The following is a 13,324-nucleotide window of genomic DNA, read 5'->3' on the forward strand; positions in this document are numbered from 1 at the left end:
CCTGCTGCAACCGCTCGTAGGTCCTACCTGGCACAGGTCGTAACCCGTGTCCGGGGCGTCCAGCCGAAGCCGGGAGCGCCGTCGCCGGATCCTGGCCCCATCGACGGCATGTACGAGATGAACCGGGTCTGGGCGGCCAACTCATGCAGCTGCAGCCGGTGGGAGCGGGCCCAAGGCGACCGAGGCCAGCGCCGCGCCATCTGCGTGCCATCGATATGCCAGAGCCGCTCGGCATGATGGCCGAAAGCGATTCGGGGGCGCTGTCCGCTGGGCAGCGGAAACGAGGGGGCAGGGTCATGCGGCCGAGGCCATCCACCAGGCGCCGCTCAGGAACCCGGCCACACGCCCGAGTCGATCTGCTCGGAGTCGTAGTGATGACACCTCTCGTCGGGAATGGGTGCTGCTCATGACGCGGCAATATTGGCTTCGCTGGTTTTCCCTGCATGGTGTCCCGCGGGTGGTGCTGCGCGTGCAGTCCCGGAAAGGCGACACCTTCGCCCGGATGATGGGTCCTGAAGGGATCGCCGATCCGCACCCGTACATCGAGACGATACGCAGCCAGGGCAGGCTGGTGAAGACGCCGCTGCCGTGGGTGACCTGTGACCACGCGTTGGTGCGGTCGGTCCTGCGGGACAACAGGTTCGGCGTGCGCAGCTCGGCCAGGATACAGATTCCCAAGGTATTGCAGAGATTTGCGAACCGGGTGCCACCGCCGGCCAATCCGGCCGATCCGCCCGCGATGCTGCGCATGAATCCCCCGGACCACACCGCAATGCGCAAGCCGGTCGTATCCGCGTTCACGCCGCGCGCGGTCAACAAGCTGCGCGATACGGTCGAGACCGTCACCGAGGAACTGCTCGACGCCATGCCCTCCGGCGGTTCGATCGAGCTGGTCGAATCCTTCGCCTCGCGCGTGCCCATCGCGATCATCTTCGACATACTCGGCATGCCCTGGGAAGACCAGGAGAAGTTTCTGGTCTGGGGCAAAGACATGACGCCCATGCTCGACGTGGGCATCTCCCGGCGGACGTACGGCCGCGCGATGCAAGCGGCGCAGAGCCTGAACGACTATCTCGACCGGCATATCGAGAAGCTGCGCAGGGAACCGGGCGACGACATCCTCAGCAATTTGGTGCGGAGCGGCGATCTGGACCATTACGCCCTCAAAGCCAACGCCAGTATCGTGATCGGCGCCGGATTCGAGACCACCGCCAATCTGATAGGTCACTGCGTATCCCTCCTGCTCCGCTTCCCGGAGCAGCTGGACCGGCTGCGCGCGGAACCGCAGCTGTGGCCCAACGCCGTCGAAGAGGCGCTGCGGTACGAGCCACCGGTGTTCATCACGGCCCGTCAGGCGCTGACCGATCTGGAGCTGGAGGGCGTCCAGCTGCCGCAGGGCTCCATGGTCATGCTGTCGCTGGCGGGCGCCAACCGGGACCCCGCGGTGTTCACCGACCCGCAGCGGTTCGACGTGGCCCGGCCGAACGCCAACGAACACCTGAGTTTCAGCTATGGCGTCCACGCCTGTTTCGGGGCCAGTCTGGCCCGGATGGAAGCCACGCACGCGGTGCGCGCTCTGTTCGAGCGCTTCCCCGACATGCGCGCCGCGGCACCGCCCCGGCTCCGCCGGCAGCTCACGTTCCGTGGCTATGCGCAGGTGCCCGTCCACTTGGGACGCAAGGTGCAGGTCACACCGTCCACGGTGGCCTGAACACAGGAACAGCGCGGTTTACCCAGTCGACCGAAGCATCGCTCAGAACGAGGTTGAATGATGAATGCTGCCCACGGCTCCCCGACCGAGAGCGGGTCACCGGCACATGAGGGCGTCGCCGTCGTAGGAATTGGTTGCCGGTTCCCGGGTCAGGTCGGCAACGTGGAGGAGTTCTGGCGATTGCTGGTCGAGGAGCGGGACGCGGTACGGGAGGTGCCGGAGGACCGGTGGACCGCCGATGCCTTCTACGACCGCGACGCGGGCCGGCCCGGGCACATGCGTACCCGCACCGGCGGTTACCTGGACGACGTGTCCTCCTTTGACGCCCACTTCTTCGGCATCACGCCGACCGAGGCCGCGCGGATCGACCCGCAGCAGCGACTGTTCCTGGAGACCACCTGGGAGGCGCTGCAGGACGCGGGAATCCCGCCCGAGCACATCGCCGGCCAGAAGGTGGCCGTATACGCCGGTGTGTCAGGACACGACTACGGCATCATCCAGCTCAATCCGGAGAACCGGCATCTGATCGGCGGTCACACGATGACCGGCGTGACGAACTGCATCGTGGCCAACCGGGTCTCCTATCTGCTCGACCTCCGCGGTCCGAGCATGACGGTCGACACGGCGTGTTCCTCGTCGCTCGTCGCCATCCACCTCGCGCTCCGCAGCATCCGCTCGGGCGAGGCGACGATGGCCATCGTCGGCGGCGTCAGCACACTGCTGCTCCCGGAGGCAACGATCGGCTTCAGCCAGGGGACATTTCTTTCCCCCAGCGGCCGGTGCCAGTCGTTCAGCCGGACGGGCGACGGTTACATCCGCAGCGAGGGTTCGGGCACGGTGGTGCTCAAGCCGCTGTCCGCGGCCGTGGCCGACGGCGACCGCATCTACGCGGTGCTGCGCGGCAGTGCGACGAACCAGGACGGACGCACCAACGGCATCTCCGTGCCGAGTGAGGACGCCCAGGCGCAGATGATCGCGGACGCCTGCCGCGACGCGGGGGTCGCTCCGGCCGACATCTCCTACCTCGAAGCCCACGGCACGGGCACCCCGGTCGGCGACCCCATCGAGGCGCGCGCCCTGGGCCGCGTACTGGGAACCGGGCGCATCGGACGGGGCCCCTGCGTCGTCGGCTCCGTGAAGTCGAACGTCGGCCACCTTGAGTCGGCCGCCGGAATGGTCGGCCTCATCAAGGCGTGCCTCGTCGTCCAGAAGGGTGAGATCCCCGCGAACCTGCACGCGGAGGAGCCCAATCCGGCCATCCCGTTCGACGAGCTGGGGTTGCGGCTCGCGCAGACCCGCCAGTCCTGGCCCGGAACCGGACCGCGACTGGCAGGCGTGAACTCGTTCGGCTTCGGTGGCTCCAACGCGCATGTGATCGTGGCAGCTCCGCCGGCGGGGGAGCCGACGGAGACCCTGGCGGCGGGCAGCGCGGCGGACGAGCCGGTCTTGTTCACCCTCAGCGCGAAAACGGACGCCGCGCTACGTGCCTATGCCGGGGCGTACGCCGACTTCCTGGCGGCTCCGAAGACGGCCGCCCTGCCCGAGATCGCCTCCGCGCAGGCCCGGACGCGTTCGCACTACGACTACCGGCTGGCCGTGGCCTGCTCGTCTGCGGAGGAACTGCGCGACGCGCTGCGTGATGTGGCCAGGGGAGCCGATCCCGAGGGGCTGCACCGCGGTGTGAAGGCATCCGGCGCGAGCAATGTCGCCTTCGTCTTCTCCGGCCAGGGCCCGCAGTGGTGGGGCATGGGGCGCGAACTGCTCGCCCAGAACAAGGTCTTCCGCCAGACCGTCGAGCGCGTCGACGCCGAGCTTCGCCGGCACGCCGACTGGAGCGTGCTCGAGGAACTCAACCGGGACGAGGGCGAAAGCCGCATCGGCGAGACCTTCGTCGCGCAGCCCGCGGTGTTCGCCATCCAGCTCGGACTGGCCGCCCTGTGGCAGAGCTGGGGCATCACCCCGGCGGCCGTCGTCGGTCACAGCATCGGCGAGGTGGCCGCCGCGTGCGTCTCGGGCGCGCTGTCCTTCGAGGACGCGGTACGCGTCATCCACCATCGCAGCCGGGTGCAGCAGCAGGCGTCGGGCAAGGGCACGATGCTGGCCGTCGGCCTGCCCCAGCACGCCGCGGAGCAGCTCGTCAGGGGCTATCGCGGACGCGTCTCGGTGGCGGCGCTCAACGGCCCGGAATCGACCGCGCTGGCAGGTGACCCCGACGCGCTGGAGGAGATCCGCAGCCAGCTGGAGCGGGACCGGATCTTCTGCCGCATGCTCCAGGTGAAGGTCGCGTTCCACAGCCACCACATGGACCCGCTGCGCGACGACGTGTTCGAGTCGCTGTCCGGCATCACCTCGGGCCCGGCCGACGTACCGATGTACTCCACGGTCACCGGCGCCCCGGTCTCGGCCGGTGAACTCGATGCCGGGTACTGGTGGCGCAATATCCGCGAGCCCGTCCGGTTCGCCCCCACCATCGACCGGCTCATCAAGGACGGGCACCCGACCTTCATCGAACTGGGCCCGCACCCCATCCACTCCACCGCCATCGGCGAGCTGCTGTCCATGCGGCAGACCACGGGGACCGCCGTGCCGTCGCTGCACCGCAAGCAGCCCGACGGCTTCACCCTGCGGTCCTCGCTGGGATCGCTGTACGCGGCCGGTCTCGACCTCGCCTGGCAGCGCGTGTTCGACGGCAGCACCCAGCGCGTGCCGCTGCCCTTCTACCCGTGGCAGCGCGAAGAGCACTGGCTGGAAACGCCGTTCTCGCGCAGCCGGCGCTTCCCGTCGCAGGGGCATCCGCTCGTCGGGACCCGTTCCCCTGTCGCCGACGAGCCGGACAAGTACGTGTGGGAACTGACGATGGACACCGATACGTTCCCGTGGCTAGAGGACCACCGCGTGCAGGGGCCGATCGTGTTCCCCGGCGCGGGCCACCTCGATCTCGTCGTCGGTTGCGCGACCGAGGTGTTCGGCGCGGGCCGGTACTCGGTCGAGAACGTCGAGTTCCGCCGCCCGCTGTTCGTCTTCGACGACCGGCCGGCGCCGCTCGTCCAGGTGGTGCTGTCCGCGTCGATGCACTTCGGGGTCTACAGCCTGCAGGACGGCGACAAGGAATGGGTCCTGCACTCCGAGGGCACGGTCCGCTCCGGCGCCCCCGACGCGGAGCCGCCCGTTCCGTTCGCCGAGCTGGAAGCCCACTGCCCGCTCGAATTCGACCCGGCGAAGGTCTTCGCGAAGTTCCGCAACAACGGCCTGATGCTGGGTCCGACGTTCCGGGTGATCTCGCAGCTGAAGTACGGCGAACTCCGCTCGCTCGGACGGATCGACACCCCGGACACCATCGCGGACGAAGCGCCGCGGCACATGATCCACCCGGCGCTGCTCGACGCGTGCTTCCAGTCGCTGTCCATCGCGATGGGCAACGACCCGAACACCGAGGACAAGACGCTCTACATACCGTTCGACGTCAAGCGGTTCAGCTTCCACGCCAAGGCAGGCAAGCGGCTGTACTGCTACGGGCAGGCACACGTCCTCGACGACATCGCCTACTGCGAAGGCGATCTGTGGCTGTTCAACGAGGACGGCGAGCTGGTGGCCGAGTTCGAGGGGTTCAAGGGCAAGTCCATCACTCAGCCCACCGAAGACCGTGACGCGCTGCTCCAGTGGCTCTACGAGTACCAGTGGAGTCCAGCGCCGGTACGCGAGCGGACGCTGCTGCCCGCCGATTTCGTGCCGGACGCGTCCGCGCTGTGGGCCGCCATCACCCCGATCGCCGACGAGATCCGTGACTGGCCGCTCAACCGCGAATACCACGCGGAGACGGAAGCCGAGATGAACCGGCTCTGCATCGCCTACGTCACCGAGGCGTTCCACCAGCTCGGCATGGACTTCACGCCGGGACGTCGCTTCACCCTCGATGACCTCGCGCGCGAGCTGGGCGTTCACCGCAAGCACCACGACTACCTGGCCCGCCTGCTGGAACTGCTCTCCCAGCACGGCATCACCGGCGAGGACGGCGACGCCTGGCAACTGCTGCTCACGCCCGCCCGCATCGACACCGCAGCGGCGCTCGCGCGACTGCGCGAGCAGCATCCCGGATGCGAGTCCGAGTACGCCGTGCTGGAACGCTGCGGCACCGAGCAGGCGGCCGTGCTGCGTGACGAGGTCAACCCCGTCGAGCTCATCTTCCCGGAGAGCGAATTCCAGTCGGTCGTCGACCTCTACGAGACCTCGTTCTCGTTCGAGCGGTGCAATCGCATGGTCGCCGAAGCCGTCGCCGAATGTGTGCGGAGGCTGCCGGAGGACCGGCCCATTCGCGTGCTGGAGATCGGGGCCGGCACCGCCGGCACGACCGGCTGGGTCCTGAACCAGCTGCCCTCGGACCGCGCGGAATACGTGTTCACCGACATCGGCCAGCTCTTCCTGAACAAGGCACAGCAGCGGTTCGCCGGCCACGACATCGTGGACTACCGGATTCTCGACATCGAACAGGACATCGCCGAGCAGGGCTTCGATCCGCACCACTTCGACATCGTCGTGGCGGCCAACGTCCTGCACGCCACCCGGGAGCTGCGTACCACCCTCGGCAACGTCGAGCAGCTGCTCACCTCGCGCGGGCTGATGATCGTCGTCGAGGAGACCAACCCGCCGCACTGGGTCGACCTGACCTTCGGCATGACCGACGGGTGGTGGCGGTTCGCCGACCGCGAACTGCGGCCGCACTACCCGCTGATGTCCGAGGCACAGTGGCAGGAGTTCCTGCCCACGGCGGGCTTCGAGAGCGTCCAGATCTTCTCCGACATGACCGACCCGCGGCAGACCGGCTGCTCGGTCATCACCGCGCGGGCGAAGGAGCTGGACCTCGCACCCCACCAGCCGCGTGTCGAACCGGGCTCCTGGGTCGTGCTGGCCGACGCCGACGGCGTCGGCGAACACTTCCTCGACCGGCTCGGGGAGGCCGCCGGCGGCAGCGTCCTCGTCACCCGCGGCGAAGCCTTCGAGTCGCTCGGCGACAGCCGCTACCGGGCGAACCCGGCCAGCGCCGACGACCTCCGGCGCGTGCTTGAGCAGGTACGCGAAGAGGCCGGCGCCGTGCCCGGGGTCCTGCACCTGTGGAACCTGGACTACGCCGCGACCGAGCTGACCGGCGCGCTGCTGCCGCAGGTGGAACGCGACGGCGCCTACAGCGTGATCGCTCTGGCGCAGGCCGTCGAGCAACTGGACTGGACCGAGGCTCCGCGGTTCTGGGTCGCCACGGCCGGCGGCCCGGTGGTGGACCGGGCCGATCGGACCGTGCCGTCACAGTTGCCGAGCTGGGGCATTCTGCGGGTGCTGCTCAGTGAGCACAGCAGCCTGCGAGCGAAGATCATCGACTTCGATCCGGCGTCCGGCGCCGACGTGCGGGCCACGCAGCTGTTCGACGAGCTGCGGCACGTGCGGACGCCGGAGGAGGAGGTCGCCTACCGCGGCGGGAACCGCTTCACCGACCGCTTCGAGCACCTCTCGCCCGCCGAGTTCGAGGCTTCCGTCGCGGCCCCCGTGCGGGTGTCGGACGGGACCACGTTCGCGCTGGGCGTGCCCGCCGAACCCGGAATCGACGAGCTGCGGTACGAGGAGGTGACGCTGCCCGATCTCGGCCCGCACGACGTCGCCATCCAGCCGACGGCGACCGGCTTGAACTTCCGCGACATCATGCTGACCCTCGGCGTACTGTCGGAGGGCGCGGCCTCAGGCGGTTTCTACGAGAAGAACCTCGGTGTGGAATGCGCCGGTGTCGTCGTGGGGACCGGGGCCGAGGTCGAGGGGTGCGCACCGGGTGACCGCGTGGTCGCCTTCGCCCGCGGTTGCTTCGGCTCCCGTGTGGTCACCGGCGAGCAGCATGTGTATCCCGCCCCCCGCGGGCTGTCCGACGCTGACGCCGCGACGCTGCCGATGGCGTATCTGACCGCGTGGTACGCGCTGGTTGACGTCGGCCGGCTGCGCGCGGGCGAGCGGGTGCTGGTGCATGCCGCCGCCGGCGGTGTGGGCCTGGCCGCGGTCCACATAGCGCACATGCTGGGTGCGACGGTCGTCGCGACCGCCGGCGGCCAGGAGAAGCGGGAGTACCTGCGGTCCCTGGGTGTGGAAGACGTCTTCGACTCCCGCTCGCTGAGGTTCGCCGACGAGATCCGCCGGCGCTACGACGGCGTCGATGTCGTGCTCAATTCCCTCCAGGGCGAGACCATCGCGAAGAGCCTCCAGCTGCTCCGCCCGCACGGCCGCTTCGTCGAGATCGGGAAGAAGGACATCTACGACAACTACCAGCTGGGGCTGAGGCCGTTCGGCAACAACCTGAGCTACTCGGCTGTCGACATCGACCGCATGCTGCGCGAGGTCCCGGACCGCTGCCGGGAGGCCATGACCACGGTCCTGCGGCATGTGGAAGCGGGGGCGCTGCCGCCGCTGCCGCACACCGAATTCGGCGCCGCGGAGGTGGCCTCGGCGTTCCGGTTCATGGCGGGCGCCAAACAGATCGGCAAGGTCGTCGTCGGATTCGATGCGGAGGACGAGGTCCTGGTGTACCCGGGCGCGACCGGTGACGTGGCGATCGATCCCGAGGGCACCTACCTGATCACCGGCGGTTACACCGGGTTCGGTCTGCGGACCGCCGGGTGGCTCGCCGCCAAGGGGGCCCGGACCGTCGTGCTGGTCGGACGCCGGGCACAGATCGATGCCGAGAACGAGCAGCCGATCGCGGCGCTGCGCGCGAAGGGCGTCGACGTCGTCCTGGAGCGTGCCGACGTCTCGGTCGAGGCGGAAGTCCGGAGGCTGATCGAGCGCATCTCGGCGCTGCCCCCGCTGCGCGGCGTCTACCACGCCGCCATGGTCATCGCGGATGGCCCACTCGCCGCGATGACCGAGGAGCAATTCCTGCGAGCGGTGCGGCCGAAGGTGGACGGCGCCTGGCACCTGCACCACCACACTCGCGGACTCGACCTGGACGCGTTCGTCATGTTCTCGTCGATGAGCTGGAATGTCGGCACTCCCGGCCAGTCCAACTATGCGGCGGCGAACGGATTCCTGGAGGCGCTGGCCCTGCATCGCCGGCAGACCGGCCTGCCCGCGCTGACGGTCAACTGGGGTGCCATCGCCGAAGTCGGTTTCGTCGCGCGCAACAAGCTCGACACCCTGTCCTGGCTCGGCTGGACGCCGATCTCGCCCGATCACGCACTCGACTTCATAGGCCGCTGCCTGGTCCAGGGCGTCAGCAGCGCCAGCGTCTTCGGCGTGAACTGGCCGAAGATGAATCAGGTCATGCCGATCATCCGGAGCTCGCCGCGGCTCGCCCACCTCGCGGCGCAGGACGCGGCTCACCCCGCGGCCGGGTTCGGCCCCGAGGGCCTGCGGGCAGAACTCCTCGAACTGCCGGATGACGAGCGGATGCCGCGGCTGGCGAGCGCGCTGTCACAGCAGATATCACGGATCTTCGACATGCCGGTCGATCGGCTCCCCCAGGACGTCGGCCTGACCGACCTCGGAATGGATTCGCTGATGGCGGGCCAGATCCGGAACATCCTGGCGAAGCATCTGGAGATCGACTTCCCGACCATGGGCCTGATGCGCGGCCCGTCGATCACCGAACTCGCCGGCGAGGTGCTCGCTCAGGTCGTCGGTGAGTCCACCGGCGCGGCGCCGGTGCTGCCCGTCACCGGTCCGGAGCGCTGGATTCGCACGGTGATCGGCCGCTCCAACACCGCCTCGATGCGGTTGTTCGCGCTGCCGTTCGTCGGCGGCGGCGCCTCGGTCTTCACGCCGTGGGCCGATCACCTGCCTGACTCCATCGAGGTGGTGGGCATCCAGTTCCCGGGCCGCGAGGAGCGACTCGACGATATTCCGGTGGACAAGATGCCGGAGATGGTGGCGGAGCTGGCCGAGGCGATGCTGCCGCATCTCGACCGGACCTTCGTGGTCTACGGGCACAGTATGGGCGGGCTCCTGGCCTACGAGCTCACCAAGCACCTCGAACAGCACTACAACGAGGTGCCGATGAAACTCATCATCGGCGGCTGGCCCGCGCCGACGCTGGTCGAGGACTACGTGCGCAACCTCACGCACATCCGCGACGGCTTCGACCTGGACCGGGAACCCGACAGCAGGGTGTTCGCCGTGCTGCGGGACAACCACCTGCTCGACATCCCCGTCGAGGAGGAAGCCTCGATCCTGCACTGGATGCCGGCGATCCGGGCGGACCTGAAGATGCTCGGCGACTACCGCTTCGAGAGCGGCACCCCGCTGCGGGCTCCGATCTCCGTACTGCGCGGCGCCGCCGACCCGGTGTTCACGCCGGACCAGATGCGCGGGTGGGAAGCGCTGACCAGCGGCGCCTTCTCCCTGACGACCGTGCCCGGCGGTCATCTGTTCATCCAGGGCGCGGACCCGGCAGTCATGCGGACGATCGCCCAGGAACTGTCCGCCGAGGACGCCTTCCCGAGTTTCACGAGCCTTGTGGACGGCCACTGAACCGGCCGCCGCGCACGGGCGATCCGAAGGAGAAGACTGATGAAACCGGCACACCGGTACGACGTCGTGATCTGCGGTGGCGGCCTCGCGGGGCTGACGCTGTCCAGGCAGCTCAAGCGGGCGATGCCCGATCTCACGGTGCTCGTGCTGGAACGCAGCGGGCGAGAGTTCCCCGACGGCGCCTACAAGGTGGGTGAGGCGACGGTCGAGGGTGGCGCGCACTACTTCAGTGAACAGCTGGGCCTCACCGGGTACATGAACCGACGGCACCTGCACAAACTCGGCCTGCGGATGTTCTTCGGCGACTCGCACGGGCCGCTCGAAGCACGGCCCGAGCTGGGCGCGCGACGGTTCCCACGGGTGACGTCGTATCAGATCGACCGCGGCAGGTTCGAGCGGGACCTGCGCGAGGGGGTGAGCGAGCTCGGGGTCGATCTCGTCGAGCAGGCACAGGTGGTGGACATCGACCTGTCGACGGACGATGACGACCACGTGGTGCACTTCGAGACCCCTGAGGGCGGTGCGCAGAGGGCACTGGCGCGTTTCGTCGTCGACGCCTCCGGGCGCCGCCGGCTGCTGCAGCGCAAGCTGCGCCTCGGGGCCCCGAGTCCGCACAAGATCAACGCCGCGTGGTGGCGGTTCCGCGGCGAGTACGACGTCGAGAGGATGACGGATACCGCGGGCCCGACGTGGCGGCCGAAAACCCAGGAGCGTCGCTGGTTCTCGACCAACCACCTCATGGGCACCGGGTACTGGGTGTGGATGATCCCGCTGTCCTCGGGGAACACCAGCGTCGGCATCGTCACCGACGACGCCATCCATCCGTTCCAGTCGTACTCCACGCAGGAGAAGGCGCGGGAGTGGATCAGCGAGCACGAGCCGACGCTGGCGTCGTTCATCGAGCGCGCGGAGCCGATCGACTTCCTGCGGGTGCGGAACGCCAGTTATGCTTCCGAGCAGATCTTCTCCCACCATCGGTGGGCCTGCGTCGGTGAGGCCGGCATTTTCCTGGACGCTTTCTACAGCCCGGGGTCGGACTACATCGCCTACACGAACACCATCGCCACGCGCCTGGTCGAACTGGACCGCAAGGGCAGCCTCACGGCGGAGGTCGCGCAGACCTACAACCGGCTGATGCTGGAGGACATGTGGCCGAACTATCTGGAGATGTACCACCAGAACTACGCGATCTTCGGAAGCGCGCCGGCCATGTTCACCAAGGTGATGTGGGACACGTCCTTCTACTGGGCGCTTCCCTCCCAACTGCTCTTCCGGGGCCTGATCGCGAACGAGGAAGCGGCCGCCGAGTTCCATCCGATCGCGACGAGGTTCAAGAGCATCCAGTCACGGATGCAGGCGAATCTGCGTGCTTTCGGCGCCCAAGCGACGCAACCGGACAAATACCTGTTCGTGGAGTACAGCAAGGTGCCGATCTGCGCACAGCTGCACCTGGATCTGCTCACCGAGAAGACGCCGGACCGGACATTCCGCGAGATGCGGCACAACGTCGACCGGCTGGAGGCGTGGGCGGATTCGTTCGAGCAGGAAGTCGCCAAGAGGTACGACCTCCCCGACCGGGAGGCGGTCGGCGCATGACGCCGGCCGGAGAGCGAGAGGAGCGCGTATGACAGGGTTCGAAGGGCGCGTAGCGATCATCACTGGCGGCAGTCGGGGCATCGGCAAGGCACTCGCCCTCGCCTTGGCCGGGCAGGGGGCCAGTATCGCCATCGGTGCCAAGACGATGGAATCCGGCGGGCGGCTCCCGGGCAGCGTCCCGGATACGGTCCGGGAGATCGAGGCGCTGGGCGCAGAGGCCCTGGGGCTGCGCTGTGATGTGCGCGACGAAGCGGATCTGAAGAATCTTGTCGACCGGACGGTGCAACGCTTCGGCCGCGTGGACATCCTGGTCAACAACGCCGGAGCGATGTGGTTGCAGTCGGTCGAAGGCACCACGCGCAAACGCTACGACCTGGTGATGGCCATCAACGCCCGAGCGCCCTTCCTGCTCGCCCACCACTGCATTCCGCACATGCGCCGCGGCGGATGGGGCCATATCGTCAACCTGAGTCCGCCGCTGGACCTGGAGGGGATTCAGCACATGGGCGGCAAGGTGGCGTACATGTCCTCGAAGCTCAACGCGACGTTGCTGACCCTTGGCCTGGGCAAGGAGGTCGCGGCAGACGGCATCGCGTGCAACACGGTATGGACGCGCACGCTGATCGGGACGCTGGCGACGCAGAACCTCGGCATCGGTAACCCGCGGGACTGGCGGACGGAGGACATCGTCGTCGATGCCGTCATGGCCGTGCTGGAGCAGAATCCGGCGAAGTTCACAGGGAACGCCCTGATCGACGACGAGGTCCTCGCGAGCCTCAAGGGAATCGAGGACCTGACCCGGTACCGCTTCGTGCCGGACCACGAACCGACCCCGATGACATGGGAGTTGTGGGACGCTGTCGCCGAAGTCGCACAGCAGATGTACTTCGCGGCCATGACGGCGGCCGACGGCGCACAACCGGCTTCGCCGCCGGCCGGCAGCTAGAGAGGACCCTCCATGGACACAGAAAGCGACAACGTGATCAAAGGCCACGAACAGATCGTGGCGCACGTGATCGCGGCGTTCGACGACCTTCCCGTCCCGCCCGGCATCCGCCTGCAGCTGCCTCCGCCGTCGACCACGACACTGGCCCTGCAATACGAGAAGTTCGTACCGGGCCGGTCGATCTCGGCGACGGTGGAGATACCCCCGCAGTACGGCAATGTCATGGGCATACTCCAAGGCGGCTTCATCGCGGCGATGTTCGACGACCTCATGGCGCCGCTCAGCTATCTGACGGCGAAGAACCCCACGACCAGCATGGACCTGACGACGCATTTCTTGCGTCCGGTGTTCGTCGGCGAACGCGTGACCCTGACCGCCACGGTCCAGAAGGCCGGCCGGACAGCCATCTACCTGGCCGCGGAGGCACACAACGAGAAGAACAAGCTGGTGGCGACGGCGGTCTCCACGCTTCAGGTAGTGGGGCTGCCGCAAACCTGAGCCGCGTATCCATCCCTGATAGTGCGGGGTGTCCCCGGTTTCGGCCGGGGAGGCAATGCATCCTTGGCCCGGAGCCG

At 68.2% G+C, this 13,324-nt stretch carries 5 protein-coding genes; all 5 read left to right on the forward strand.

Going from position 1 to position 13,324, the window contains the following annotated elements; translation table 11 throughout:
• Window positions 1-406 precede the first annotated feature (406 nt).
• Genes AB0N90_RS00585 through AB0N90_RS00605 form a run of 5 tightly spaced genes read left to right on the forward strand, consistent with a single transcriptional unit; the run spans window position 407 to window position 13,247 of the window.
• Entirely contained in the window at window positions 407-1,711 is a 1,305-nt protein-coding gene (locus AB0N90_RS00585; protein WP_365192762.1) for a cytochrome P450, read from the forward strand.
• A 60-nt stretch (window positions 1,712-1,771) separates the two neighbouring features.
• A complete protein-coding gene (locus tag AB0N90_RS00590; protein WP_365192081.1) occupies window positions 1,772-10,207 on the forward strand; it encodes an SDR family NAD(P)-dependent oxidoreductase in 8,436 nt (2,811 codons plus the stop codon).
• Window positions 10,208-10,246: 39 nt separating this feature from the next.
• Window positions 10,247-11,803: a tryptophan 7-halogenase gene (locus AB0N90_RS00595; RefSeq protein ID WP_365192082.1), complete on the forward strand. Its 1,557-nt coding sequence runs from the start codon at window positions 10,247-10,249 to the stop codon at window positions 11,801-11,803.
• Between the two features lie 28 nt (window positions 11,804-11,831).
• Window positions 11,832-12,749 carry an SDR family oxidoreductase gene (locus tag AB0N90_RS00600; protein ID WP_365192083.1) on the forward strand — a complete coding sequence of 306 codons (918 nt, stop codon included), beginning with the start codon at window positions 11,832-11,834 and terminating at the stop codon, window positions 12,747-12,749.
• A gap of 12 nt (window positions 12,750-12,761) precedes the next feature.
• Complete coding sequence (locus AB0N90_RS00605; RefSeq protein ID WP_037659154.1) at window positions 12,762-13,247, forward strand: PaaI family thioesterase; 486 nt, start codon at window positions 12,762-12,764, stop codon at window positions 13,245-13,247.
• Window positions 13,248-13,324: the final 77 nt, after the last annotated feature.

This window comes from Streptomyces sp. NPDC093018 (assembly GCF_040684035.1).
Lineage (GTDB): Bacteria > Actinomycetota > Actinomycetes > Streptomycetales > Streptomycetaceae > Streptomyces > Streptomyces murinus.